The following is a 25,530-nucleotide window of genomic DNA, read 5'->3' as shown; positions in this document are numbered from 1 at the left end:
CTCGGCTCATGGGCGCAGCTCGCTCTGGCTTTCGACGGGATCGATCAGTACGGCGCGTTTCTGGCGCACCAGCAGATCGAGGATCTGCTCCTGGTTCTCGCCCAGTACGCCGTTGAAGGTGATGCCATTGCTTTTGGTCGGTGCCAGCATGGCCACGTTGTAGAGTTCGACGCTCAGCGGCGAGTCGATTGCCAGCGGGCCGGAACCGTTGCTGGCCAGCTGGCCGCCGACCACGATCAGCGAAACTTCGGCGTCGAACGGGTCCAGGTCGATGTCGCGGTCGGTGTCGTTCAAGTCCTTGATGTGGCCGTAGACGCCCATCAGGCCATTGCCCAGGGCAAGGTTGTCGTAGAGCTTGATGTTGGTGCTGTTACGCACCCTGATACCGTGGCGACGGTTGGCCACCACCCGATTGCCCCACAACAGGTTGTTGCCGCTCTCGTACAGGGTGATGCCGTCGGTGTGGTTCTGGTAAATCTCGTTGAAGGCGACGATATTGCCGACGCTGTTACGGTCCAGGACCACGCCGGAGAGCTTGTTGTCGTAGCTCTTGTTGCGAAAGATGAAGCTGTTGTCCACCTCGCGGGAGATGATGATCCCGTGCTTCTTCTTGGTTCCGTACACGGTGTTCTCGGCGATGATCAGCCCGTGCGAGCGGTCGTGCGGGTCGATGCCGTAGACGATGTTGTCGCGGTAGGTGCTGCCCTTGATCACGAAGTTTTCGGTTTCATAGCAGTAGAAGCCGTACCACAGGTCCGAGAATTCCGAGTCAATGATCCAGCCGGTCGGCTCGGGGCGGTTAAGCACCTTGGCCGCATTGGGCGTGTACTGGGAAATACTCACACCGTAAGACTTGCTCTGGTCATAACCCAGGCTGGCCATCTTGCTGCTGGCGATCCAGGTCTGCGAGCCGCCCCAGCTAAGCAGGAACGGGCGGAATTCGCCGGCCTTGCGCCACGTGGAATGGCCGTTGCGGGTCTCGCTCCAGCCGTTGACCTGGGTATTGGCGATCAGCAGCTTGCCTTCGTTGACCAGAAACGCGCCGCGCTCCTGGGACAGGCGCAGTTCGGTGGTGCGCTTGTCGATTTCCAGGCTGCCGGTTTGCTTGACCAAAATCGGCACGCGGGCGATGAATACGCCGGGCGACACTTCGCTGAGCATCTGTTTGGGCACCTGGCGGGCCACATCCTGCAGGCTGGCATAGCCGTTCTCGACCACGATGATCTGCGGAATACCGCGCTGGCGCGCCACCCACTCGGCCATCTTGTTGTCGCCGCCGACGAACTCCTTCATGCCGGTTTCTTCATCCATCATCCGCGTCACACGCACCTTGCCTTTGGCGCTGCGGTCGATCTTTTGCAGCGCAGCCTCGGTGGTGTAGCCGGACAGGTCGGGCAGCTCGGGGGTCTGCATCGCCAGTGGCTCGGCCGGTGGGCTGGTGATGGTGTAGGTCTTGGCCTGTTGCAGCTCCTTGACCACCGACTTGGCCGGTTCGCTGACCACCGGGGTGTTGGCCAGTGCGGCACTGGCCACCAGCAAGGCGCTGCCCAGCACTGCGCTTTCGAGCAGGGTATGCGGCCAATGGCGCGGCCTGGCGTTGTTGATCTGACGATTCATTTCATCGCACTCCTTGGGCCGTCGCTTCAGAAGCGCCAGATGACATCGACAATGGCGCGATGCATGTAGCTGTCGACCTGGTCGTGATAGGCATCACCCGGCTTGAACACCCCGGCGCGCAGGCGCACCAGCGCCGACGGCTCATCGAACGACTGGCTCAACGCTGCCGGCAGCAGGCCTTGTTTGAAGTACTTGGTGACCACCAGGTCCATCTCCTGACCCAGATCCTTACGGCCGTCTTCCAGCGGCAGGGAGCTGAAGGTATTGGTCGGGATGCCGCTGGCATCGATCACTTCACGGGTCGGGTTGATCCCGGCGCCACCGATGCCGGCGTTGCCATCGACGCGGCGGAACTTGTGGTAGATCAGCGAGGCGTCGTACTCCTCGTTGAACTGCCAGGAGGCGAACAGCGAAGCGCTTTCGACGTTGGCCATTTCACCCTGGAAGGCTTCACCGAAGCGGTGCACGCGCGAGCGGGTGCCGGTCCAGTTCGAGCGGTTGCTCTCCAGGCCGTTCTGTTCGTAATCCTTGCTGGCGCGCGAGTACGCGGCGCCCACTTGCCATTGCGGGTCCAGACGCAGGCGGATGCCCAGGTCAGTCGCCCAGCCATTGACGTTACGCCCGGTCTTGTCGCCGGCCAGATACTGGTCGGTGGTGTTGTCGTAGTTGGCGCCGATCTGGTCGCGGTTACCGGTCAGCCAGGTCAGGCTGCCCCAGTAATTGACGGTGTGGGTATTGCGATGGTTATAGGCATCGCTGTCGACGTTCAGGCCGACCCAGGTCAGGTCGCCATTGGCGGTCTTGTCCAGATCGTCGAGCACTTCGCCGCTGCGCTTGAGCTTGCCGTCGTCATGGCTGTGGTGGGCGCGGATGCCGGCCCAGTGGCCTGGCGTCCATTGATAGCTGGCCGAGCCGAACAGGTGCTGACGGTCTTCGTCTTCCGGCGCCAGTTCGGTGAGGTCGGTGCGGTACTCGCTGAAACGCTGAGCGGCACCCAGTTCGGCACGCAGCAGGGTGGTGTCGAAGGTCCAGTTCAGCGCTTCGATATTGGTGTCGTGCCACTGGCCATCAGCGTTGCGCAGGCGCTGGCGGCCGAATTTGAGTACTTCCCCGGGGTAGGGGGTGAAGCCGCTGTAGCCGATCCAGAATTCACGCAGCGCGGCGTAGGTCTTGTCGACTTCACGCTCGCTGGCGTTACCGCGGGAGATCTGTGTGCCGCTCTGGCCATTGCTGTCGATGGTGGTCTGTTCCAGCGGGTCGGTCTGGATGGTATCGGTGGCGGTGACCACCTGGCCCATGGCGTAGCCGCTCCAGTTGCCGCGCTCGCCGTATACCCAGGGGCGCAGGTCCAGGCCGATACCCTTGACGTCACCGCCGGAGCGGGTGCCCAGGTCGCGGTCATCCTCGCTTTGCGCGGTGATCTTCGCTTCCAGGCCGAAGTTTTTTTCTTCAGTCATGGCGGCCAGCGTCGGGCAGGCCCACAGCAGGGTGAAACCAAGGCCCATGCCAGCGGCCATCAAAGGGTTCAGCTTCATAGTGCTTCCTCACCGTCGTCTTTTTGCAGGGTCTGCAGGACCAGCGCGTTCTGGCTGGCGGTCGCGCCCCGGGCTTTTTGCTCGCGTTGCAACAGCTGCTGGGCAGCGGCGAGTTGTGCGGGTGACAGTTGTGGGTTGATCTGCTGGGCCAGTTCATCGGCCTGCGGGGTCGGATTGTGGGTCTTGGCCAGTTGGCTGAAGACCCAGGCATTGACCAGGTCAGGCTTGATGCCGCGGCCCTGGGAAAACAGCTGCGCCAGGGCGAAGTCCGCGCTGGCCTGCCCGCCACGGGCGGCGAGCAGCAGTTCATCCACGGCTTTTTGCGGGTAGACCTGACCGAGATAGCCACGGCGGTACAGCTGGCCCAGGTAGTAGTGGGCAGACAGTTCGCTGGCACTGGCCTTGCTCAAGTGCTGCTCGGCTTTCTTCGCGTCAGCCGGCACCCATTTACCTTCGTAGTAGAGTCGGCCCAGCAGCAGTTCGGCGCGCGGCTGGTCGGCGGCGCGGCCGTTGTTCAGGTACTCCATCATCTTGTCGACGTCGCCCAGCTCCGGGAAGTCGTAGAGCAGCTTGGCCAGGGTGACCCATGACACCGGGTAGCCCGGCGCGATGCCTTCGAGCAATTGCTGGGCGGTTTGCGGATCAGGGCTGCCGACCTGCGCATCGCCCAGTACCCGGGCTACGCTGTCGACGCGCTGGGCGTCGACCCGGCCGGCCGAGTAGGCACTTCTGAGCTGGTCGAGCAGGGCTTTTTGCTGGTCGGCCTGGCCACGGGTCTGGTAGACCGTGGCCAGTTCGACGTAGCACATGTCGGTGCTGGCCAGCGCCTGTTTGCAGATGCTCTCGACTTCATCCAGATGCTGCTCGTAGGTGCCTTGGGTGCGGTACAGAACGATCTGTGCCAGGCCGGCTTCGGCATAGCCCATGCTGCGCCACTGGCTGATCTGCTGCTGGGCGTTGACCTCAGGGAAGCTGTGCGGGTATTGCAGGTAAAGCATGGCCAGCGCCAACAGGCTGCCAGACTCGCCACTGGCGAAAGATTTTTGCAGCAGCCCTTGGGCTTCTTTGCGTTCAGCATCGGTGGCGTCGGGCTTGGCGGCCAGCAGCCGGCCCAGGCGTGACTGGGCGCGCGGCGAAGTGGCCGCCGCAGCGCGGTAGGTGGCCTCGGCCTCCTTGAGGCGGGCCGGGTCACCGCTGGCCACCTGAATGTCGGCCAGACCGACCTGGGCATCGCTGTAGCCCAGCTCGGCCAGTTGCCGGTAGTTGCGCTCCGCCAGGGCAGTATCGCCGTTCTGCATGGCTTCATTGGCCAGGCGCTGATCGGGCAGGCCGGCGCAGCCAGCCAGGGTCACAGCCAGTCCCAGAGCAACAGCCTGGCCCAATGTGGTCACGGACAGCAGCGGGGAGATCGACGAGCGTCGAAGCGGACGGTTCATGATTACAGACCTGCAGCCACGGCTTTATCGATCAGCCAGTTCATCGATGGGCCGCGATCACTGACCACTTCCACCGGACGGCCGATGAAGGCGCTGCTCAGCGACTCGTCAGGCTTGATTTGCACGCGAATGTCGGTCGACAGGTCGTTATTGGTCAGGTTGGCGCTGCTGACCACCCGGCCGGTGCGCACCTGATCTTCGCCGGCGATCTGGAAGCTGACCTGGGTGCCGGGCTTGACGTCACGGAACTGGCGATAGGTGAAGCGGGCTTCAACAGTGGCCGGGGTGTTACGTGGCACCAGTTGGAAGATCACCTGGCCCTTGGCGGCATATTGGCCGTCGGCTACCAGTTGGCGAGCCACAACGCAGTCGCACGGGCTGGTCAGGGTGCCGCTCAGTTGCTTGCCGTACAGCTCTTCAATCTTCGCCGGTTGCAGGTCTTCACCGGCCAGGCCGCCCTTGAGCATCTCCAGCATGTTGGTGTTGAACGAGGCCAGTGGTGCGCCTTTCTCGGCCTCGTGGTTGACCTGCACCAGGCTTTGCAGCGTGCCTTCACGAGGCATGGTCACGTCCAGGCTCGGTACGGTGACAAGGCCGGCCGAGGCGTGGCTGACGAAGTACAGGCCGTAAACGGTTTTGAGAATGAAGCCGAACGCACCCAGGCCGACAATGAAAATCCCCAGGCTGAAGGTCACGGCGCGCAGCCGCCCGAAGAAGCCCATGCCGCCTTCGCCGGCCTTGTTCTTGCGCGGCCGGGTGAAGTTATCGCGTTGCAGGGTGGCCAGTACTTCGCCAACGCTGACGATGTCGCCGGCCAGGTGCGAGGTAATCAGGTGGCGCAGGGTGGCGATGTCCTGCGGCTCAAGGTTCTGGAACTGCGCACCGACCCGGCCGGTGGTTGGGTTGATCGACTGGATCAGCAATTCGACGTCCATGGCCAGGCCCAGGTTGTCGACCAGAAACTGCATGCGCGCCTTGATCACTTCGCCGACGCGCAAGGCTTGCGGGTTCGGGGCGATGTAGCTCAGGCCGCCGGCACTGAGGTCTTCGACCTTGACCAGCGGCGCGTTGGGCGCCCCGTTGAGCAGGCGCAGTTTGGCCGGCAGCTTGACTCGGGCGTGCTGGCGCTGGGCTTCGGATTCATGCACGACATTGGCGTTCACGGCGGTATTCATGGTGAGTTTTCCTGATTGATCGATTGATTCAGAGGCCCGGTCAGACCATGGTCAGCAACACAGCGACAAAAATGCTGCCGGCTGAAAAGGTCATGGTTCGGGACGACCAGGTGTTGAACCAGCCTTGGAAGCTGGCCATGTCGCGGCTGAGTTTGGTGTCCTGGCGGGTCCAGGACTGACGATCCAGGCGGAAGAACACGTAGATCTTCATCAGGGCGCCGACGATCTGGTTGTAATAGAGAATGATCGGGTAGGCCGGACCGATCCGGTGCCCCGAGCAGACCAGCAACAGGGTCAGGATCAGGCGGGTAATACCGATCCAGAGCAGGTACATCAGCAGGAACGCGCCGCCGTATTTGAAGCTGGCGATGATCGCCACGGTCAGGCCCAGAATCGAGGTCCACATCGACACGCGCTGGTCAAACAGCACGATGCTGGTGAAGATGCCCAGGCGTCGCACGCCCAGCCCCAGGGCGCGGGAGTTCTGCCGCAGGTTATTGCCGTACCAGCGGTACATCAGCTTGCGGCTGGCTTTCAGGAAGCTTTTCTCTGGCGGGTGCTCCACGGTATTGATGGCGGCGTCGGGCACATAAAAAGTGTCGTAACCCAGGCGCATCAGGCTGAACCAGCTGGATTTATCGTCGCCAGTCAAAAAGCGGAAGGTGCCCAGCCGCCAGTGATGCAGCGAGTCGGCCTCGACGTCGGCGATAAATTCCGGGTCGGTAACCACGCTGGCGCGGAACACCGACATCCGTCCGGTCATGGTCAGTACCCGCTTGGACAGGGCCATCGAGCACATGTTGATGTGCCGCTGGGCGAAGCGCAGCTTGTGCCACTCGCTCATCACGTAGCCGCCGAGCACTTCGCAGAATTCGTTGGTGGTCAGGCCACCGACATTGGGAAACAGGTGAAACCACGGCACGGTCTTTTTCACCACGCCTTTGTTGAGCACGGTATCGCCGTCGATCACTGCCACCACCGCACGGTCATCGGGCATGTGCCGGGAGATGGCGCGAAAGCCATAGGCCAGGCCGTCACGTTTGCCGGTGCCGGGAATCCGGACGAAATCCAGGCTGACCCGCTCCGGTGGATTGAGGCGTTCCCAGAGACTTTTGACCAGTAGCTCGTCAGACAGCTCGACCAGCGAGCAGACCACGGTGGTCGGCAGCCCGCAGTCGATGGCTTCCTGAATGACCGAGCTATACACCTGGGCGGTGGTGCTGGCATCGATCCGAAAACTGGTGACCATCAGAAACACGTGGGAAGGGTTGGCTTGCTCGCCCAGCTTGCGCATTTTGCGGCGCAGGCGTGGGTAGACGACGTAGAGAAACAGCATGCCGCGCACAAAGTGCGTGGCGCCCATCGAATAGCGCCAGATACCGACGATACCGATGAGGAAAATGAAGTTCTTCGACTGCGAGTCGAAGATGCTGGTTGGCAGCGCAGTCACCAGCGCACCCAGCAAAGTCAGGTAAAACAGCCAACCGGCAGCCTGCAAAAGGCCGTTTTTAAGCCTGTCCATCAGAAGCATCCTTCGGATTAGTTGCAAGCTGTCAGCTGCAAGCCACAGGTCAGGAGCATCAGGTTCCGGACTTGGGCCAGCGGCTGACAGCTTGAAGCTTGCCGCTTAAAACTTACTGCGGCGCTTACCAGCAAATGCCTTCGGCGCGGCCGTTTTCAGTGGTCGGTTTGGACATGAAGCCCACCAGATCGACCACCCGCTTGCCTTCCGGCGCTTTGTCGGCCAGCGCGCGGAAGCGCTCATCACGGTTACCCAAAATGATGATGTCCGAGTCGTTGATGACCTTGTCGAAGTCCGCGTTGAGCAGCGAGGAGACGTGGGGGATCTTCGATTCGATGTAGTCTTTGTTGGCACCATGGACGCGGGCATACTCGACGTTGCTGTCGTAGATGCTCAGCTCAAAGCCCTTGCCGATCAGCATCTCGGCCAGTTCCACCAGCGGGCTTTCACGCAGATCGTCGGTGCCGGCCTTGAAGCTCAGCCCCAGCAGGCCAACCTTGCGGGTGTCGTGGCTGGCAACGATGTCAAAGGCGTTCTGGACCTGCGAGACGTTGCTGCGCATCAGCGAGTTGAGCAGCGGCGCTTCGACGTCCAGGCTGCCGGCACGGTAGGTCAGGGCGCGGACGTCCTTGGGCAGGCACGAGCCGCCGAAGGCGAAGCCCGGACGCAGGTAGTACTGCGACAGGTTCAGGGTCTTGTCCTGGCAGACCACTTCCATCACTTCACGACCATCGACGCCGACCGCCTTGGCGATGTTGCCGATCTCGTTGGCGAAGGTCACCTTGGTGGCGTGCCACACGTTGCAGGTGTACTTGATCATCTCGGCGACCGCGATGTCCTTGCGGATCACCGGCGCATCCAGCTCTTCGTACAGCGACTGCAGCACGTCCCCGGAGGCTTTGTCGAACTCGCCGATGACGGTCATTGGCGGTTGGTCATAGTCATTGATTGCGGTGCTTTCGCGCAGGAATTCCGGGTTGACCGCCACACCGAAATCGACGCCGGCCTTCTTGCCCGAGCAATCTTCCAGGATCGGGATCACCACATTGGCGACCGTGCCTGGCAGTACGGTGCTGCGCACCACTACCGTGTGGCGCGAGTTTTTTTCGCGCAGGACGTAACCGATCTCGCGGCACACCGATTCGATGTAATCAAGTTCCAGGTCACCGTTCTTCTTGCTGGGCGTCCCGACACAGATCATCGACAGGTCAGTACTGCGGATGGCTTCGGAGAAGTCAGTGGTTCCGCGCAGTTTGCCGGTCCGGATACCTTGTTCCAGCAACTCGCCCAGACCGGGCTCGACGATGGGCGACTTACCGTTATTGATCAGGGCAATCTTCTCGGCAGAGATATCTACACCGACAACGTCATGACCCCGTGCAGAAAGGCATCCGGCACATACAGCGCCGACATAACCCAAACCAAAAATGCTGATACGCATCGCACTCTCCTCGATTGTAACGCCTAACTAAAAGTTGCTGGGTATGAAACGCGGGCCAGCAGATTCCCTACGTCGGCAGCGGTGGCTTATAACAAGTCACTTAACTAACGCAGGCATGTTTAATTTAATGAGTAGCCAAATACAGGGAGGGCCGACTCAATTGACGCCAGGTACACGTGGCAAATAGCCTGTCCGTGAGGGCAGGGGTTTGCTCTGGGAGTCATGTACCACTTACTGAACCGCCTTCATCAGCCCGTAAGATCAGCAACACTGCGGGGCCAGGGCCTCGCCATCCTGTCTCGTCCTGTCTGAAGCGTTCGGCTCAATGTCTTTCCTGTCTGACGTTATAAGTCTATGTATTGATTCGATACCGACAGCCTTGATCATCCCAGTGATCAAACTACGTTGTGGTAACCCCTGTCGCTCTCCGTGTCGCTGTAAGTTATTACCTACATGGTGGGCCTGAATCGTTACGGGATGTAGGAACCTGAGTGGCATGAAATAGTTCCGGGCCACTCGTCCCGTTTTCAGCAAATTTTCAAAGTTGGTCAACTAGCCGGGTAGTTGCAAAATGATGGCTGCCCCCGGCCCGGTCCTTTAAAGTTAAGCGTTTCAGCTAGTTTGATGGTTAGTGGCCATTAACCATCTAAGGCCACAGGCCATCGGCTAAAAAAATGATTTTTTTTCGATAAGCGTGAAGAAGTAAAAGAATCATAGACCCTTTTGCCATTTTTCAGGCGCCACTTATCCGGCGGTTTATTGCAGGAACTTGACAGCCGCGGCCCCGGTAATGGCTATCTGCCTTACCGGGCCGGGAAGCGGGAGGTGTCAGCAGGGCATCAATCAGTCGGCAGGTGCGTCACGAAGGAACACCAGCTTATTAGCCGTGGACTGTTCGGCACTGTAGTAGTAACCCTGCACATCAAACCCCTGAAGTGCTTCAGGCGACTGGATGCGTTCATCAATGACAAAACGGCTCATCATGCCGCGTGCTTTTTTCGCGTAGAAACTGATGATCTTGTACTGGCCGTTCTTGAAGTCCTTGAACTCGGTATCAATGACCCGTGCCTGCAGGGCGCTGCGCTTGACCGCCGAGAAGTATTCGGTGGACGCCAGGTTGAGCAGCAGGTCGTCGCCCTGATCGGCCAGCGCCTGATTCAGCCACTCACTGATCCGGATGCCCCAGAAGGCATACAGGTCCTTGCCACGGGCATTGGCCAGCCGGGTGCCCATTTCCAGGCGGTAAGGCTGCATCAGGTCCAGCGGCCGCAGCAGGCCATACAGGCCCGAGAGCATGCGCAGGTGTTGCTGGGCGTAGTCCAGGCCGGCTTCATTGAGCGTCTCGGCAGCCAGGCCGGTGTACACGTCGCCTTTGAACGCCAGCAATGCCTGTTTGGCATTGGCCAGGTTGAAGTCCGGATTCCAGCTGCCAAAACGTGCAGCATTCAGGCCGGCCAGCTTGTCCGACAGATGCATCAGCTCGGCGATCTGCGGGGGCGTCAGCTCGCGCAACTGGGTAATCAGTTGCTGGGAATGGTCCAGATACTGGGGCAGGGTGTGACGGGTAGTGGTGGGCGGGGTCTCGAAATCGAGGGTCTTGGCTGGGGATATCACCATCAGCATGGGCGGCACTCCTTAAATCGTGCGCCGATTCTAGGGGCTGATGGCAGATCACTCCAGCTATAGGGTTCATAGCCGTTAACGCTGCCGCTCAATCGGCTATAGTGCCGCCTGGATCGCCGTCAGCATTAAAATCGAGGGAGCACAGGGTTTGCGTATCGTTCTGGCAGTTTTCGCGTGTCTGTTGGGCGTCAAGGTTCATGCGGCGGTCCCGGATGTGGCCCTGATCGATCGCAGCATCTGGCCCGAGCGCCTGGAAAGCCCTGCCCTGTTCGATGTGGCCTCGCGGGCCGAGATTCTCGGTTTCGCGCGTGCCTTGTGGCTTAGCGAGCAGCAGGACGAGGAAGCCTTGAAAGCCCGTCTGGGGCTGCGCTACGTGAACATGGCGTCGATCAATCTGCTGCGCCACCGGTTGTGGGTGCGCCTGCTGGAGAATTTTCGTCAGGCGCGGGTGAGTTGCACCACCGATGCCAACTTCTGTGTCTATGCCCAGGACATGGAGCAACTGCGCCAGCGCGCCGAGGAATTCAGCATCGCGCCCGATTCCTTCTATGCCGCCTGGGGGGCACCGAGCGCACTGTTCCACCGCCAGTATCTCGACGAGTTGCTCTACAAGGCGGCCCTGTTTCCCCAGACCAGCAGCGAGATCGCCCGCTACAACTCCGATGAGCTGACCGGTGACGACATGCCTGACCGGTCATTTATGCTCAACTTCGAAGGCGGGCCGAGCCCGGTCAATGGCGACACCGACTGGCTGGCGGACTTCATGCGCCAGCAGAAGATGACCGCCACCTTCTTTGTCCTCGGCAAGCCCTTGCAAGCACGTTTGAACAGCAGTTCGGCCAGTGCCTTGCAAAATCTGTATCGCCAGCAATGCGTCGGGATTCAGGGCTGGGAGTATCGCTCGCATAGCCAGTGGCGTGACTGGCAAGGTTCGGTGCAACGCAGCGCCGACCTGGTCGAGCGCATTCTGCCCGACAGCATGGTGCCGCTGTTTCGTCCGCCTTATGGCCATCGACGCCCGGACAGCGGCGAGTTCTTCCGTGCACAGGATCTGCGGGTCTCGTTATGGACCATTGATGCCCAGGACAACCTGGGCCGGCTGAATTCGGCGCAGATCAGCGACCGGGTGCAGACCCTGATGCTGCTCTGGCGCAAAGGCACGGTGGTGTTCCATGACACCGGTAACCGTGCTCAGTCGGCCTTGCCATTGTTGCTGGCCAATAGTGCACAGAGTGAGCTGACCTGGGAAGACTGCCGCACGATCGAGCGAGCGCCAGAGGACGCACAACAGCAGGAGCAGCAAGCGCTGGAGGCTCAGGAGCGGCATTTGCAGGAAGCGCTGCGGGCCAAAGAGCAGCAGGAACTCGAAGAACAGCAGGCGCTGCAAGAGCAGCAGACGTCTGAAGAGCAGCCAACGGATCAGGAGCAGCCTGCACAGGCACCGCAGGAGCCGCAGCCTCAACAACCAACGCCTTCTGAGCCAGGGCCTGCGGGTGCCGGGCCGGTACAGCGGATCGAGCCGGGACAGATGCAGATGCCCGCCAGCGAGGCTGATCCGGATGCACTCAATTAGCGACTGTAGCGGGCTGATGGCCCTGCGCCAAGCGCTATTGGTCACCCTGTGAAATAAATTTCAAAAAACTGTCAAAGTACTTTTTTCTGTCATCTGTTTTGCGGTATTACCTGAGTCAGACCGCCGAAACCTGCAACACAGGTGGCGTCAGACAAGACCCACCTTGAGCGCTTGCTGTCCTGCCTCAAGGACAGCGCTCGGCGGCCTTCCCGTGGCACGGTGACCCATTGAGACCGTGCTGCCTGGCTTCTATAAAGGTGAGCGAGTATGGATGATCACGGACGCAGCCCCTCCAACAACCAGCCTATCCTTTACGTGCTCGATACCAACGTATTGATCCATGATCCGAACGCTCTGCTGAATTTCGAAGAACATCACGTCGCCATCCCCATGACCGTCCTGGAGGAGCTGGACAAGCTCAAGGATGGCAAGCATTCGGTCGCTGCCGAGTGCCGCCAGGCCATTCGCCTGATCGACAAGACCCTCGGTGAAGCCTCACCCGAGGATGTCGAGAAGGGCGTGCCCATCGACCGTGGTACCGGTATTTTCAAAGGCAGTCTGTCGATCCTGATGAGCAAGCGCGAGGAGTCCAGCAGTCCGCTGCCCGAGCATCTCAACGACAACATCATCATCAACCAGTTGATTGATCTGCACGCACGTCGCAAGGACCGCTCGGTCGTGCTGGTCACCAAAGACATCAATATGCGCCTCAAGGCGCGCGCCTGTGGCATTGCCGCCGAGGACTACAGCACCGACCAGTTGGTCGATGACGTCTCGCTGCTGTCACGCGGCTATCACGAACTCAGCGGCTCGTTCTGGGAGCGGGTCAACAAGGTCGAAACCCGTCAGGACCACGGCCGCACCTGGCACCGGGTGCAACTGAACGAAAACCTGCCGCAAGTGCACATGAACGAGTTCATCATCGATGAGCAAGGCTTCGTGGGCTGGGTCAAGGGCGTCAAGAATGACGAACTGATCATCCTCGACATGCATCAGGAGCCGCTGCTGCATCAGGAAGCCTGGGGCCTGAAGCCACGTGATATCTACCAGGCCCTGGCGCTGTTTGCATTGCTGGACCCGGACATTCACCTGGTCAACCTGTCCGGCGCCGCCGGCTCCGGCAAAACCATCCTGGCCCTGGCCGCAGCCATCGAACAGACCATGGTCACCAAGCGCTACCGGCGCATCATCGCCACCCGCAGCGTGCAGGGCCTGGACCAGGAAATCGGCTTCCTGCCCGGCACCGAGGCCGAGAAAATGGAACCCTGGCTGGGCGCCATCACCGACAACCTCGAAGCCTTGCACATGGAGGACGAAAACACCCATGGCAGCGTTGATTACATCCTCAGCAAAGTGCCGCTACAGTTCAAATCCCTCAATTACATCCGTGGTCGCAGCTTTCAGCAGAGTCTGATCCTGATCGATGAATGCCAGAACCTGACCCCGCACCAGATCAAGACCATCATCACCCGTGCCGGTGCCGGTTCCAAAGTGGTCTGCCTGGGCAACCTGGCACAGATCGACACCCCTTACCTGTCGGCCACCAGTTCGGGGCTGACCTACCTGACGGAGCGCTTCAAGGATTTCCCCAACGGCGTGCACATCACCCTGCAAGGGGTGCCACGCTCGATCCTCGCCGAGTACGCCGAGAGCCATCTGTAGCAGTTGGAGCGAGCGGGCGGCGATCCGCCTTGCTCGCGAATTCACCAGGCGCCACGAATGCGCTGTCTGCTTTCGCGAGCAAGCTCACTCGTACCTCATGAGTCGTAGCATTTGGGTTTACAATCTTCACTCCTGTTCCGGAGTGAAGGTTGTGCTGACTCATCTAGATTCCCAAGGTCGCGCCAATATGGTCGATGTGACCGACAAGGCGGTGACCTTCCGCGAAGCGGTGGCCCAGGCGCGGGTGCGCATGTTGCCATCGACCCTGCAAATGATCGTCGCCGGCGGCCATCCCAAGGGCGATGTGTTCGCCGTTGCGCGTATTGCCGGTATCCAGGCGGCGAAAAAGACCAGTGACCTGATCCCTCTCTGCCATCCATTGATGCTGACCGGCGTCAAGGTCGAGCTGCAGGCCGAGGGTACGGACGCGGTACTGATCACCAGCCGCTGCAAGCTGTCCGGGCAGACCGGGGTGGAAATGGAAGCGCTCACCGCCGCCAGTGTGGCGGCGCTGACCATTTATGACATGTGCAAGGCGGTGGACCGCGGCATGGTCATCGAGGCGGTGCGGCTGCTGGAAAAACTCGGCGGCAAGAGCGGCCACTTCGTGGCGGATCAGGAGTCTGAGCAATGAGCCTGACCGTGCAGTACTTCGCCCGCTACCGTGAGGTGCTGGGGCGCGACAGTGAACAGCTCGCGGGCGACTTCTCCAGCCTCGATGCCGTGCGTCAGCACTTGCTGGCCCGTGATGGCGTCTGGCAGGTGCTGGGCGAAGCGGGGGTGATGTGCGCCCGTAATCAGGAACTCTGCTCCCTGGCCGAACCGGTTCAGGATGGCGATGAACTGGCGTTCTTTCCACCGGTAACCGGAGGCTGAACATGAGTGTTCGTGTCCAGGCCGCGACCTTTGATCCTGGCGCCGAGGTCAACGCGTTGCATGCGGCCAATCGTGGGGTTGGGGCGGTGGTCAGCTTCGTGGGCTACGTACGTGACTTCAACGAGGGCCTGGAGGTGTCGGGGATGTTCCTGGAGCACTACCCCGGCATGACTGAAAAGGCGCTGGGCAAGATCGGCGACCAGGCGCGGCAACGCTGGCCGCTGCTGGGCGTTGAAGTGCTGCACCGGGTCGGCAACCTCGAGCCGGGCGAACCGATCGTCTTCGTCGGCGTCACCAGCGCCCACCGTCAGGCGGCGTTTGAGGCTTGCGAATTCATCATGGACTACCTCAAGACCCGCGCACCGTTCTGGAAACGCGAAACCACGCCGCAAGGGCAGCGCTGGGTGGATGGGCGTAGCAGCGATCAGCAGGCCGCAGATCGCTGGGATACGGTTGGGTAAGGCGCTCTGGCAGGCCCGGCAGGAGCGGCCGGGCGGCGTCCGCTAGCTGTAAATCTGGGCGCTTTATGCCCCCGGTGGGAGCGACCTTGGTCGCGAATACGGTGGTAAGTTCACAGCAAATGCAGTGACTTTACCGGCCTCTTCGTCGGAATGCCGCCCAGACCAAGTTCCCACGGGGTTCTGTGTTTGCTGCGCGACAAGCTCAGGAGCGCTTACGCTCCACTGCCCGCAGCAGTTCGGTCGGCGGCATCTCGCAACTGATCTTGCGCCCCAGCTTTTCCTCGATCGCCGGCAACTGGTACGAATCATCCTCACCGGCAAAACTGATCGATACACCCTCGGCACCGGCCCGGCCTGTACGACCGATACGGTGCACATAATCATCCGGGACCTCAGGCAAGGTGAAGTTGATCACATGGCTGATACCGTCGATGTGAATCCCCCGACCTGCCACATCGGTGGCGACCAGCACACGAATCTTGCCCTCGCGAAACCCCTCCAGCGTCTTGATCCGCTTGTGCTGCGGCACATCACCGGACAACTGCGCAGCATTCACGCCATCGCGCACCAGGCGCTCCTCGATACGGCGTACCTCATCCTTGCGGTTGGCAAACACCATCACCCGCTCCCAGCCATTGTCGCTGACCAGGTTGTACAGCAGCTTGTACTTGTCGGCCGCAGCCACCGCATACACATGCTGCTCGACATTGGCATTGGCCACGCCCTCGGCCTCGATCTCGACAATCGCCGGGTCAGTGGTCCACTGCCTGGCCAGGTTCATCACATCATCGGTGAAGGTGGCCGAAAACAGCAGGGTCTGACGTTCGCTCTTGGGCGGCGTCTGGCGGATGATCTGGCGCACCTGGGGAATGAAACCCATGTCGAGCATGCGGTCAGCCTCGTCGAGGACCATGACTTCGACCATGTCCAGATGCACTTCGCCACGCTGATTGAAGTCCAGCAGACGGCCCGGAGTGGCGACCAGAATGTCGCAAAAGCGCGATTCGAGCTGCTTGAGCTGCTTGTCGAAGTCCATCCCGCCGACGAAGGTCATCACGTTCAGCCCGGTGTAGCGGGTCAGCGCTGCAGCGTCCTTGGCGATCTGGACCACCAGCTCGCGGGTCGGGGCGATGATCAGCGCGCGCGGCTCGCCCATGTAGCGCTCTTTGGGCGCTGGGGTCTGCAGCAACTGGGTAATGGTCGAAATCAGAAAGGCTGCGGTCTTGCCGGTGCCGGTCTGGGCCCGACCAATGGCGTCCTGACCCTTGAGGGTATAACCCAGAACGCCGGCCTGGATCGGGGTGCAATAAGGAAAGCCCAGATCGTGAATGGCGTGCATCAGCGACGGGGCGAGCTTGAAGTCATGGAAGCGGGTCTTGCCCTCCTGAGGTTCGACAACGAAATCTTCAGGCTTCCAGGTGTCGACGGGCTTGGGTTTGCGGGCCGGGCGCTGGCGTTCGGCGCGCGGCTTCGCCACTGCCTTGTCCTCGGCAGGTTTGTCTGCACGGGGTTTGTCTGCCCGCATCGGGCGTGGCGGGGCCTGCGTGCTGTCCTGGGGCTTGGCCGGCTGCGGCGCGGCAGTTCGGGCTGGGTGGCTTTCAGTGCTGATCACGGCAGCGGAACTGGATGTTGTCGGCACAGGCGCGAGCGGCTCAGCCTCGCTTTTACCGAACATCTTCTTGAGTGCTTTGAGCACGGTCATCTCGTCAGTTGGTCAAGGAATGTACGCCGAGCAGTGTAAAGCAAGTTGCTGGCTCGGCGTAGTGGCAACAGACCTCAGGCGGTGTTACCCCAGTCTTGCGCTCAGCCAGGTCTGGATGTCGGCAATCTCCTGCGGTAACACCTGATGGCCCATCGGGTATTCCTGCCATTGGGCATCGACCCCAAGTGATTGCAGATACTCGTAGGCGGTGCGGCCCATGGCATTGAGCACCACCTCATCGTGGTAACCGTGCAGGCAATAGGCCGGGATCCGTTGCTGGCTGGCCGACACGCTCATGCCGTCGCTGAAGGTGGGGGCGTAGGTCGAAAGCGCCAGAACACCGCCCAGCGGCCCCTGCCAGCGGCGATAGGCGGTGTGCAGCACGACCGCGCCGCCTTGCGAGAAACCGGCCAGGAAGATCCGCGCCGGGTCGATGCCGCTGTCACGCTGCGCTTCGATCAGGTCCATCACGGTCTGCGCCGAGATTTCCAGCTCTTCGTGACTGATCGCCCGGGCCGGGCTCATGGCAATGATGTCGTACCAACTGGGCATCTGGTAACCGCCGTTGATGGTAACGGGGCGGTGTGGCGCCTGCGGTAACACGAAACGGGTACTGCCCAGCGTGGTTTGCAGCGCCTGTGCGACCGGCTCGAAGTCATGCCGGTCGGCGCCCAGGCCGTGCAACCAGATGACGCAGGCATCGGCCTGGCGGGAAGGCTCAAGGATCAGCGGTGTAGTCATGTGTGCTCCGAAATTGTGCGCGCCGCATTTTGAAGTGCATTGAATAGGTGCGTGGTGCGGCGAGCGTCTGTCAAATCTGAACGAAGATGTCGCAAGGTTACAACTTTTGGTCTTGACCTGTTTGTTTATCGACCCGGCGAGCGGTCTGGTACGCGGTTTGCTATGCATCATGCGGAGTCAGAGTGCTCACGTCGACCGGTAACACTATTTTGCTATTAGCTTTACCGTCGAGCGTCGCACGGCAATCCCAGCTACAGGACTGTCGGCAAGATTCATTCCGCAGCACAGCTACGGAACAATCAGGGAGCTTTGGTCCGCGGGACTGCGGGTAACGGTTACAGGCGGTGCCAGGGAGATCCTGAGCCCACATGAACAGACCCAACGTCGCATGACCCAAAAACAAGCCAACACGGGTCATTGATGCCTCACAAGGGTGCGACGTGACTGAAGCTCCAAACAACAAAGAGCAATCCGGAGGTTATGAATGAAGATGTTGAAATCCACGCTGGCTGTAGTGACTGCTGTAGCCGCACTGGGTGTAACCGGTGCAGCCAATGCTGGCGCAACCCTCGATGCGGTGGTCAAGAAAGGCTTCGTACAGTGCGGCGTCAGTGATGGTCTGCCAGGCTTCTCCGTTCCTGATGCCAAGGGCACCATCACCGGTATCGATGCGGACGTCTGCCGCGCAGTAGCGGCTGCCGTGTTCGGTGACGCCACCAAGGTCAAGTTCAGCCAGCTGAACGCCAAGGAGCGTTTCACCGCCCTGCAATCGGGTGAAGTCGACATTCTGTCGCGTAACACCACCTGGACCAGCTCGCGTGACTCAGGCATGGGCCTGGTGTTCGCCGGCGTAACCTACTACGACGGCATCGGCTTCCTGGTAAACAACAAACTAGGCGTCAAGAGCGCCAAGGAACTGGACGGCGCCACCGTGTGCATCCAGGCCGGTACCACTACCGAGCTGAACGTCTCCGACTACTTCCGCTCCAACGGCCTGAAGTACACCCCGATCACTTTCGACACCTCCGACGAAAGCGCCAAGTCGCTGGAAAGCGGCCGTTGCGACGTGCTGACCTCCGACCAGTCGCAGCTGTACGCACAGCGCAGCAAGCTGGCCAGCCCGGAGTCCTACGTCGTACTGCCGGAAGTCATTTCCAAGGAGCCTCTGGGCCCGGTCGTGCGTAAAGGCGACGAAGAGTGGTTCTCCATCGTCAAGTGGACCCTGTTCGCCATGCTCAACGCCGAAGAGGCCGGTGTAACCTCCAAGAACGTCGAAGCTGAAGCCAAGTCGACCAAAAACCCTGATGTTGCCCGTATGCTCGGTGCTGACGGCGAGTACGGCAAAGACCTGAAACTGCCAAAAGACTGGGTAGTGAAGATCGTCAAGCAGGTTGGTAACTACGGCGAAGTCTTCGAGCGCAACCTGGGCGAAACCACCCCGCTGAAAATCAAGCGTGGCCTGAACGCTCTGTGGAACCAGGGCGGCATCCAGTACGCTCCACCGATCCGCTGATATGACCCAGCGCCCGACCACCTGAAGAGGTGGTCGGGCGTCTTGTAATGTTTATTTATTCCGGGGCATTTCATGCAGAATAAAATCGACGCACCTAAACAAAAGCTCACCCTGAGCGACCCCAAAGTGCGCGCCTGGCTATTCCAGATCATCACCGTCGTAGCGGTGATCTCCCTGGGCTGGTTTCTATTCGATAACACCCAGACCAACCTGGAACACCGTGGCATCACCTCTGGTTTCGGCTTTCTGGAGCGCAGTGCCGGCTTCGGCATCGCCCAGCACCTGATCGACTACACCGAAGCGGACAGCTACGCCCGGGTCTTCGTGATCGGATTGCTCAACACCTTGCTGGTATCGTTTATCGGCATCATTCTGGCAACCCTGCTGGGGTTCGTCATCGGTATCGCCCGCCTGTCGCCCAACTGGATGGTCAACAAGCTGGCAACTGTCTACGTCGAGGTTTTCCGTAACATTCCGCCCTTGCTGCAGATTCTGTTCTGGTACTTCGCGGTATTCCTGACCCTGCCCGGGCCACGCAATGCCCATGGTTACCTCGACATGTTCTATGTCAGCAGCCGCGGCGTGAACATGCCAAGAGCCCTGGCGGCCGAAGGCATGACTGCCTTTGTGGTCAGCCTGGTGGTGGCGGTGATCGCCACTGTCCTGATGAGCCGCTGGGCCAACAAGCGTTTCGAACTGACCGGCGAGCCGTTCCACAAGTTCTGGGCCGGCCTTGCCATCCTGCTGGCCATTCCGGGCCTGAGCATGCTGGTATTCGGCGTGCCCGTGCACTGGGAAATGCCTGAGCTGCGCGGTTTCAACTTTGTCGGCGGCTGGGTCCTGATCCCTGAACTGCTGGCCCTGACTCTGGCCCTGACTGTATATACCGCGGCGTTCATCGCCGAGATCGTGCGGTCGGGCATCAAGTCGGTGAGCCACGGCCAGACCGAGGCGGCTCGCTCGCTTGGGCTGCGTCCTGGTCCGACCCTGCGCAAGGTGATCATTCCCCAGGCACTGCGGGTGATCATTCCGCCGCTGACCAGCCAATACCTGAATCTGGTGAAGAACTCGTCCCTGGCGGCCGGTATCGGCTATCCGGAGATGGTCTCGCTGTTCGCAGGAACCGTGCTGAACCAGACCGGTCAGGCCATCGAGGTCATTGCCATCACCATGAGCGTGTACCTGGCAATCAGCATCAGCATTTCTCTGCTGATGAACTGGTACAACAAGCGCATTGCGCTGATCGAGCGGTGAGGAAACGCGCATGAGCACACATATTTTCAAACCTAATCTGGCGCCACCCAAGACCACTGTCGGGGTGATCGGCTGGATGCGTTCGAACCTGTTTTCAAGCTGGTTCAACACGCTGCTGACGCTGTTTTCGCTGTATCTGGTCTGGCTGATTCTGCCACCGATCATCAACTGGGCCATTCTGGATGCGAACTGGAGCGGCACAACCCGCGCCGACTGCACCAAGGCGGGCGCCTGCTGGGTGTTCATCGAGCAGCGCTTCGGGCAGTTCATGTACGGTTACTTCCCCGGCGACCAACGCTGGCGTGTCGACCTGACCGTGATTCTGGCCATCGTCGGTATCGCGCCGCTGTTCATCAAGGCGGTGCCGCGCAAGGCGGTCTACGGCCTGAGCTTCCTGGTGCTGTACCCGATCATTGCCTTCTACCTGCTGCACGGCGGTGCGTTCGGTCTGAGCACCGTACCGACCAGCCAGTGGGGCGGCCTGATGCTGACCCTGGTGATCGCCACGGTGGGTATCGCCGGTGCTTTGCCGCTGGGTATCCTGCTGGCGCTGGGGCGGCGTTCGAACATGCCGGCGGTGAAGGTGGTCTGCGTGACCTTCATCGAGTTCTGGCGTGGCGTGCCGCTGATCACCGTGCTGTTCATGTCCTCGGTGATGCTGCCGCTGTTCCTGCCTGAAGGCATGAACTTCGACAAGCTGCTGCGGGCGCTGATCGGCGTGATCCTGTTCCAGTCGGCGTACATCGCCGAGGTGGTGCGCGGTGGCATGCAGGCCATTCCCAAGGGCCAGTATGAAGCCGCTGCGGCCATGGGCCTGGGCTACTGGCGCGCGATGGGCCTGGTGATTCTGCCGCAAGCCCTGAAGCTGGTGATTCCCGGCATCGTCAACACCTTCATTGCCCTGTTCAAAGACACAAGCCTGGTGATCATCATCGGTCTGTTCGACCTGCTCAACAGCGTCAAGCAGGCTGCGGCCGACCCGACCTGGCTGGGCATGGCGACCGAGGGCTACGTGTTCGCGGCCCTGGTGTTCTGGATTTTCTGTTTCGGTATGTCCCGCTACTCCATGCATCTGGAGCGCAAGCTGGACACTGGCCACAAGCGTTAGGAGTTTCGTGATGAGTGAAGCAGTCAAAAAGCCTCTGGGCGCTGAAGGCATGATCCGCCTGGAAGGCGTGCACAAGTGGTATGGCCAGTTCCATGTGCTCAAGGACATCAACCTCAATGTTCGCCAGGGCGAGCGTATCGTGCTGTGCGGCCCGTCCGGTTCGGGCAAGTCCACCACCATTCGCTGCATCAACCGTCTGGAAGAACACCAGCAGGGCCGGATCATCGTTGACGGCACCGAGCTGACCTCGGACCTGCGGCAGATCGAAACCATCCGCCGTGAGGTGGGCATGGTGTTCCAGCACTTCAACCTGTTCCCGCACCTGACCATTCTGCAGAACTGCACCCTGGCACCGATGTGGGTACGCAAGATGCCGAAGAAGGAAGCCGAAGAGATCGCCATGCACTACCTGCAGCGTGTGCGTATCCCGGAGCAGGCCAACAAGTACCCAGGTCAGCTCTCCGGTGGTCAGCAGCAGCGTGTGGCGATCGCCCGCGCCTTGTGCATGAAACCGAAAATCATGCTGTTCGACGAGCCAACCTCGGCACTGGACCCGGAAATGGTCAAGGAAGTGCTCGACACCATGGTCAGCCTGGCCGAAGAGGGCATGACCATGCTTTGCGTAACCCACGAAATGGGCTTTGCCCGGACCGTGGCCAACCGAGTGATCTTCATGGACCGCGGCGAAATCGTCGAACAGGCTGCACCTGACGACTTCTTCGACAACCCGCAAAGCGACCGTACCCGCCTGTTCCTGAGCCAGATCATTCATTGATCGACGCTTGAGCGATAAAGAACCCGGGCCTGGTGCCCGGGTTTTTTTAGCCCCGCAACCCAAGCTCCAGTCGGCTGAACCTTGTAATCTTCGCGCCCCTCCAACAGGATACTGCCCCCTTCTGCCAAGGGGTGTTACCTGATGCCTGAGGATTCAATGACCGCCCAGCCGCCCCACGACCGCCCCGATACCCTGACCGAGACCGTAACACTGACGCCTGCGCCGCAGCCGGCGCGCACCTGGCTGTTGCTGCTGGGGCTGGTGCTGGTGGCGCTGAATCTGCGTCCTGCGTTGTCGAGTATCGCGCCATTGCTCAATGACGTGTCTGTGGCATTGGGGTTGTCTGCGGCCGATGCTGGCCTGCTGACCACCCTGCCGGTGTTGTGCCTGGGCCTGTTCGCCCCGCTTGCTCCGCTGCTGGCCCGGCGTTTCGGTAGCGAGCAAGTGGTGTTATGGGTGTTGTTGTTACTGGCAGCAGGCATCCTGCTGCGCAGCCATCTGGGGGTCTTTGGGCTATTTGCCGGTAGCCTGTTGGCCGGCGCAAGTATCGGCGTCATCGGCGTGCTGCTGCCTGGCATCGTCAAGCGCGATTTTCCCAGACAAGCCGGTACCATGACCGGCGTTTACACCATGGCGCTGTGCCTGGGTGCAGCGCTGGCCGCCGCCAGCAGCGTGCCGCTGAGCCACCGGTTTGATAACAGCTGGGCTATCAGTCTTGGTGTCTGGTGTGTACCGGCACTGATTGCCGCCGTGCTCTGGTGGCCACAGACCCGTGCCCGGCATGCCATGCAACAAGCCCGTTATCGGGTCAAGGGGCTATGGCGTGATCCGTTGGCCTGGCAGGTGACTCTGTACATGGGTCTGCAGTCATCGCTGTCCTACATTGTCTTCGGCTGGTTGCCTTCTGTGCTGATCGGCCGCGGCCTCGACCCGACCCAGGCCGGATTACTGTTGTCCGGCTCGATCATGATGCAAGTGATCAGCGCCTTGACCGTGCCTGGGCTGGCGGCGCGCTGCAAAGACCAGCGGCTGGCGGTGATCATCGCCATGTCGCTGACCCTGGCGGGATTGTTCGGTTGCCTGTACGCCTCGCTGGACGGTCTGTGGGGCTGGGCTATCGCGCTGGGCGTAGGGCAGGGCGGCACATTCAGCCTGGCGCTGGCGCTGATCGTGTTGCGTTCGGGCAACTCGCATATCGCCGCCAACCTGTCGAGCATGGCCCAGGGGGTTGGCTATACCCTGGCCTCGGCGGGACCGTTCGCGGTGGGGCTGGTGCATGAGATGACCGGCAGTTGGGATGCCATCGGCTGGGTCTTCGCGGTGCTCGGTCTTGGCGCGATGATCGCGGCGCTGGGCGCAGGACGCAACCTGCAGGTCCAGGTCAGCTGCGAAAAGGTCTGATCTGCCCCATGACAACTGGCCATTGGCTGCCTATTGTGCACAGATCTTTTCCTGAACGAGACGCAGCGATGAGTGATGAGCAGCAAAGCCAGGACCATATAGCGTTGATTACACGTTTTTACGAGGCGTTCAGCCGGCTGGACGCCGAGGCCATGAGCGCCTGCTACAGCGACGATGTGCTGTTCAGCGACCCGGTGTTCGGCGAGTTGCGTGGTCGTGAAGCGGGCGACATGTGGCGCATGCTGACCGCGCGTGCCAAAGACTTTTCAGTCAGGTTCGACAATGTGCGCGCCGACGGGCGCAGCGGCGCGGCGCACTGGGTGGCGACTTACCTGTTCAGCCAGACCGGGCGTACCGTGGTCAATGATATCCAGGCGCGCTTCGTGTTCCGTGACGGCAAGATCTGCGAGCACCATGACAGCTTTGACCTGTGGCGCTGGTCGCGTCAGGCGTTGGGCGCCAAGGGGTTGCTGCTGGGCTGGACGCCGGTGGTGCAAAACGCCATCCGCACTCAGGCACACAAGGGTCTCAAGGCGTACCGGCGCAATGCCTGAGCCGCTCGCTGCACCGGTGGCCAAGCCCTGGTTTGTCTATCTGGTCCGTGCCGCCAATGGCTCGTTGTACTGCGGTATCAGCGATGATCCACAGCGTCGTTTCATTCAGCATCAGAGTGGCAAGGGCGCGCGTTTTTTCCACTCCAGCCCGGCGCTGGCGCTGGCCTATGTCGAGTCCTGGCCGAGCAAGGGCGAAGCGCTGCGCCAGGAACGGCTGATCAAGAAACTGCGCAAGAGTGCCAAAGAGGCTTTGGCTCGATCGGACTGGCAATTGCCCGTTCAGGCACTGGGCTGATTGTTGCGCGAGCTACTAAGCTGTGTGCTCGCCAATCTAGAGACGCGACCATGTCTGAATTGATCCTGCACCATTACCCCGCCTCGCCATTTGCCGAAAAGGCTCGCCTGATGCTGGGCTTCAAGGGGCTTTCATGGCGTTCGGTGTTCATTCCCCCGGTCATGCCCAAACCTGACCTGACCGCTTTGACAGGCGGTTACCGCAAGACCCCGGTGCTGCAAGTGGGTGCTGATATCTATTGCGATACGGCACTGATCGCCCGGCGTCTTGAGCAGGAAAAAGCCACGCCTGCGTTGTTTCCCATTGGTCACGAGTTTAGCGGTGCCGGGCTGGCCGCCTGGGCTGATGCCACCTTGTTCCAGCACGCGGTCGCCCAGGTGTTCCAGCCTGAGGTCTTGGCCGAGCGCTTTGCCAGATTGCCGGCCGCAGCGGTGGAGGCATTCAAGGCTGATCGTGTGGGGTTGTTTGCCGGTGGCACGGCGTCGCGTCTGCCGCTGGAGCAGGCCAGGCATCAGTGGCCGGTTATCATGGGGCGGCTGGAGCAACAATTGCAGCGCAGTGGCGACTTTCTGTGTGGTGAACCGTCGATTGCCGACTTCGCGGCGGCTCACCCGCTGTGGTTCCTGCGTCAGACGCCGTTGACCGCGGCGGCGGTGGACGATTACCCGAACGTATTGGCCTGGCTCAAGCGCGTTGAAGGCTTCGGCCACGGCACGCTGACCGCCATGACCGCGCAAGAGGCTATCGAAGTGGCTCGTAATACCACCCCAATTAGTGTGCCGGCAGAACGCTTCACCGACCCCAATGGCTGGGCTGTCGGTGATCGCGTAGCGATTGGGGCCATTGATTACGGCGTTGATGCGGTGGAGGGCGAGCTGGTGTTCAGCGGCCATGAAGAGCTGATTCTGCGCCGCGAAGATGAACGCGCCGGGATCGTACACGTACACTTTCCGCGTCTGGGCTTCAGGATCGAGAAACGCTGACCGGCGTTCATCGCCGCTCGGTTGCCGTTGATTTTGATTTTGATCTTCGAACCGAGATAGCACAGACGCCGCGAATCGCGACTTGGGGGCAGGCCGAGGGTAGGCGTCGATTCGGGGGAGAAACCGGCAGGGAAGTCGCTGCTCTTGATACAAGGAGCAGGTGCGCTGGGCAGGGACGCCCATCGCGCCGGCCCCCGAATCGATGCCGGACAGAGGGAAGTTCGCCCGCAGGGCGGACCCAAGCCAAGAGCAAGCGGTTTTCCCCCATTTTGCCCGGGGCACG

The 25,530-nt window shown here is 60.9% G+C and carries 21 protein-coding genes and 1 pseudogene; 13 read left to right on the top strand and 9 right to left on the bottom strand.

The window, feature by feature from the left end; all coding sequences use genetic code 11:
- Positions 1-6: 6 nt before the first annotated feature.
- The 7 genes from algG to yaaA form a co-directional block, all read right to left on the bottom strand.
- Positions 7-1,617, bottom strand: a complete 1,611-nt coding sequence (algG, locus tag PSCI_RS03685; RefSeq protein WP_045482967.1) for a mannuronan 5-epimerase AlgG — start codon at positions 1,615-1,617, stop codon at positions 7-9.
- A 26-nt stretch (positions 1,618-1,643) separates the two neighbouring features.
- The gene (locus PSCI_RS03680; RefSeq protein ID WP_045482966.1) at positions 1,644-3,152 is read right to left on the bottom strand and encodes an alginate export family protein; all 1,509 of its coding nucleotides are present in this window, start codon (positions 3,150-3,152) and stop codon (positions 1,644-1,646) included.
- Complete coding sequence (gene algK / locus PSCI_RS03675; protein WP_045482965.1) at positions 3,149-4,588, bottom strand: alginate biosynthesis TPR repeat lipoprotein AlgK; 1,440 nt, start codon at positions 4,586-4,588, stop codon at positions 3,149-3,151. The genes PSCI_RS03680 and algK overlap by 4 nt, the downstream gene beginning before the upstream one ends.
- Before the next feature lie 2 nt (positions 4,589-4,590).
- On the bottom strand, positions 4,591-5,763 hold the full coding sequence (locus tag PSCI_RS03670; RefSeq protein ID WP_045482964.1) for an alginate biosynthesis protein Alg44: 1,173 nt from the start codon (positions 5,761-5,763) through the stop codon (positions 4,591-4,593).
- Between the two features lie 40 nt (positions 5,764-5,803).
- The gene (gene alg8, locus PSCI_RS03665) at positions 5,804-7,285 is read right to left on the bottom strand and encodes a mannuronan synthase (protein WP_045482963.1); all 1,482 of its coding nucleotides are present in this window, start codon (positions 7,283-7,285) and stop codon (positions 5,804-5,806) included.
- A 124-nt stretch (positions 7,286-7,409) separates the two neighbouring features.
- Entirely contained in the window at positions 7,410-8,726 is a 1,317-nt protein-coding gene (locus PSCI_RS03660; RefSeq protein WP_045482961.1) for a nucleotide sugar dehydrogenase, read from the bottom strand.
- A gap of 843 nt (positions 8,727-9,569) precedes the next feature.
- On the bottom strand, positions 9,570-10,349 hold the full coding sequence (gene yaaA, locus PSCI_RS03655) for a peroxide stress protein YaaA (protein WP_045482959.1): 780 nt from the start codon (positions 10,347-10,349) through the stop codon (positions 9,570-9,572).
- Between the two features lie 148 nt (positions 10,350-10,497).
- Between yaaA and PSCI_RS03650 the strand changes: the two are divergent.
- The 5 genes and pseudogenes from PSCI_RS03650 to moaE form a co-directional block, all read left to right on the top strand.
- Positions 10,498-11,667 (top strand): annotated as a pseudogene (locus PSCI_RS03650) (polysaccharide deacetylase family protein); the annotation flags it as partial.
- A gap of 522 nt (positions 11,668-12,189) precedes the next feature.
- On the top strand, positions 12,190-13,584 hold the full coding sequence (locus PSCI_RS03645; protein WP_045482957.1) for a PhoH family protein: 1,395 nt from the start codon (positions 12,190-12,192) through the stop codon (positions 13,582-13,584).
- Between the two features lie 151 nt (positions 13,585-13,735).
- Complete coding sequence (gene moaC, locus PSCI_RS03640) at positions 13,736-14,218, top strand: cyclic pyranopterin monophosphate synthase MoaC (protein ID WP_045482955.1); 483 nt, start codon at positions 13,736-13,738, stop codon at positions 14,216-14,218.
- Positions 14,215-14,460 carry a MoaD/ThiS family protein gene (locus PSCI_RS03635; protein ID WP_045482953.1) on the top strand — a complete coding sequence of 82 codons (246 nt, stop codon included), beginning with the start codon at positions 14,215-14,217 and terminating at the stop codon, positions 14,458-14,460. Before moaC ends, PSCI_RS03635 begins: the two co-directional genes overlap by 4 nt.
- A 2-nt stretch (positions 14,461-14,462) precedes the next feature.
- Complete coding sequence (gene moaE, locus PSCI_RS03630; RefSeq protein ID WP_045482950.1) at positions 14,463-14,921, top strand: molybdopterin synthase catalytic subunit MoaE; 459 nt, start codon at positions 14,463-14,465, stop codon at positions 14,919-14,921.
- 202 nt (positions 14,922-15,123) lie between these two features.
- On the opposite strand, the gene rhlB is transcribed toward moaE, so the two are convergent.
- Both rhlB and PSCI_RS03620 read right to left on the bottom strand, forming a co-directional pair.
- Positions 15,124-16,623 carry an ATP-dependent RNA helicase RhlB gene (rhlB, locus tag PSCI_RS03625; RefSeq protein WP_045482946.1) on the bottom strand — a complete coding sequence of 500 codons (1,500 nt, stop codon included), beginning with the start codon at positions 16,621-16,623 and terminating at the stop codon, positions 15,124-15,126.
- 84 nt (positions 16,624-16,707) lie between these two features.
- Positions 16,708-17,364: an alpha/beta hydrolase gene (locus tag PSCI_RS03620; protein WP_045482943.1), complete on the bottom strand. Its 657-nt coding sequence runs from the start codon at positions 17,362-17,364 to the stop codon at positions 16,708-16,710.
- A 484-nt stretch (positions 17,365-17,848) separates the two neighbouring features.
- Between PSCI_RS03620 and PSCI_RS03615 the strand changes: the two genes are divergently transcribed.
- The 8 genes from PSCI_RS03615 (at position 17,849) to PSCI_RS03580 (ending at position 25,247) form a co-directional block, all read left to right on the top strand.
- Complete coding sequence (locus PSCI_RS03615) at positions 17,849-18,877, top strand: amino acid ABC transporter substrate-binding protein (RefSeq protein ID WP_045482940.1); 1,029 nt, start codon at positions 17,849-17,851, stop codon at positions 18,875-18,877.
- A gap of 72 nt (positions 18,878-18,949) precedes the next feature.
- The gene (locus tag PSCI_RS03610) at positions 18,950-20,131 is read left to right on the top strand and encodes an amino acid ABC transporter permease (RefSeq protein WP_045482938.1); all 1,182 of its coding nucleotides are present in this window, start codon (positions 18,950-18,952) and stop codon (positions 20,129-20,131) included.
- 10 nt (positions 20,132-20,141) lie between these two features.
- Positions 20,142-21,239, top strand: coding sequence for an amino acid ABC transporter permease (locus tag PSCI_RS03605; RefSeq protein ID WP_045482935.1), 1,098 nt, complete (start codon positions 20,142-20,144; stop codon positions 21,237-21,239).
- 10 nt (positions 21,240-21,249) lie between these two features.
- Positions 21,250-22,014, top strand: coding sequence for an amino acid ABC transporter ATP-binding protein (locus PSCI_RS03600; protein WP_045482932.1), 765 nt, complete (start codon positions 21,250-21,252; stop codon positions 22,012-22,014).
- Positions 22,015-22,155: 141 nt separating this feature from the next.
- Positions 22,156-23,415, top strand: a complete 1,260-nt coding sequence (locus PSCI_RS03595) for a CynX/NimT family MFS transporter (protein WP_331711505.1) — start codon at positions 22,156-22,158, stop codon at positions 23,413-23,415.
- Between the two features lie 68 nt (positions 23,416-23,483).
- Positions 23,484-23,969, top strand: a complete 486-nt coding sequence (locus tag PSCI_RS03590) for a nuclear transport factor 2 family protein (protein WP_045482926.1) — start codon at positions 23,484-23,486, stop codon at positions 23,967-23,969.
- The gene (locus PSCI_RS03585) at positions 23,962-24,264 is read left to right on the top strand and encodes a GIY-YIG nuclease family protein (RefSeq protein WP_045482923.1); all 303 of its coding nucleotides are present in this window, start codon (positions 23,962-23,964) and stop codon (positions 24,262-24,264) included. Before PSCI_RS03590 ends, PSCI_RS03585 begins: the two co-directional genes overlap by 8 nt.
- Before the next feature lie 50 nt (positions 24,265-24,314).
- Positions 24,315-25,247, top strand: a complete 933-nt coding sequence (locus PSCI_RS03580; protein WP_045482920.1) for a glutathione S-transferase N-terminal domain-containing protein — start codon at positions 24,315-24,317, stop codon at positions 25,245-25,247.
- Positions 25,248-25,530: the final 283 nt, after the last annotated feature.

Source organism: Pseudomonas sp. StFLB209 (assembly GCF_000829415.1).
GTDB lineage: Bacteria > Pseudomonadota > Gammaproteobacteria > Pseudomonadales > Pseudomonadaceae > Aquipseudomonas.
This window is presented reverse-complemented; position numbering and strand designations above follow the sequence as displayed.

Coding starts and splice junctions, on each gene's coding strand:
- algG (WP_045482967.1), bottom strand. CDS start 1,617: ATGAATCGTCAGATCAACAACGCCAGGCCGCGCCATTGGCCGCATACC.
- PSCI_RS03680 (WP_045482966.1), bottom strand. CDS start 3,152: ATGAAGCTGAACCCTTTGATGGCCGCTGGCATGGGCCTTGGTTTCACC.
- algK (WP_045482965.1), bottom strand. CDS start 4,588: ATGAACCGTCCGCTTCGACGCTCGTCGATCTCCCCGCTGCTGTCCGTG.
- PSCI_RS03670 (WP_045482964.1), bottom strand. CDS start 5,763: ATGAATACCGCCGTGAACGCCAATGTCGTGCATGAATCCGAAGCCCAG.
- alg8 (WP_045482963.1), bottom strand. CDS start 7,285: ATGGACAGGCTTAAAAACGGCCTTTTGCAGGCTGCCGGTTGGCTGTTT.
- PSCI_RS03660 (WP_045482961.1), bottom strand. CDS start 8,726: ATGCGTATCAGCATTTTTGGTTTGGGTTATGTCGGCGCTGTATGTGCC.
- yaaA (WP_045482959.1), bottom strand. CDS start 10,349: ATGCTGATGGTGATATCCCCAGCCAAGACCCTCGATTTCGAGACCCCG.
- PSCI_RS03645 (WP_045482957.1), top strand. CDS start 12,190: ATGGATGATCACGGACGCAGCCCCTCCAACAACCAGCCTATCCTTTAC.
- PSCI_RS03635 (WP_045482953.1), top strand. CDS start 14,215: ATGAGCCTGACCGTGCAGTACTTCGCCCGCTACCGTGAGGTGCTGGGG.
- moaE (WP_045482950.1), top strand. CDS start 14,463: ATGAGTGTTCGTGTCCAGGCCGCGACCTTTGATCCTGGCGCCGAGGTC.
- rhlB (WP_045482946.1), bottom strand. CDS start 16,623: ATGACCGTGCTCAAAGCACTCAAGAAGATGTTCGGTAAAAGCGAGGCT.
- PSCI_RS03620 (WP_045482943.1), bottom strand. CDS start 17,364: ATGACTACACCGCTGATCCTTGAGCCTTCCCGCCAGGCCGATGCCTGC.
- PSCI_RS03615 (WP_045482940.1), top strand. CDS start 17,849: ATGAAGATGTTGAAATCCACGCTGGCTGTAGTGACTGCTGTAGCCGCA.
- PSCI_RS03610 (WP_045482938.1), top strand. CDS start 18,950: ATGCAGAATAAAATCGACGCACCTAAACAAAAGCTCACCCTGAGCGAC.
- PSCI_RS03605 (WP_045482935.1), top strand. CDS start 20,142: ATGAGCACACATATTTTCAAACCTAATCTGGCGCCACCCAAGACCACT.
- PSCI_RS03600 (WP_045482932.1), top strand. CDS start 21,250: ATGAGTGAAGCAGTCAAAAAGCCTCTGGGCGCTGAAGGCATGATCCGC.
- PSCI_RS03595 (WP_331711505.1), top strand. CDS start 22,156: ATGCCTGAGGATTCAATGACCGCCCAGCCGCCCCACGACCGCCCCGAT.
- PSCI_RS03590 (WP_045482926.1), top strand. CDS start 23,484: ATGAGTGATGAGCAGCAAAGCCAGGACCATATAGCGTTGATTACACGT.
- PSCI_RS03585 (WP_045482923.1), top strand. CDS start 23,962: ATGCCTGAGCCGCTCGCTGCACCGGTGGCCAAGCCCTGGTTTGTCTAT.
- PSCI_RS03580 (WP_045482920.1), top strand. CDS start 24,315: ATGTCTGAATTGATCCTGCACCATTACCCCGCCTCGCCATTTGCCGAA.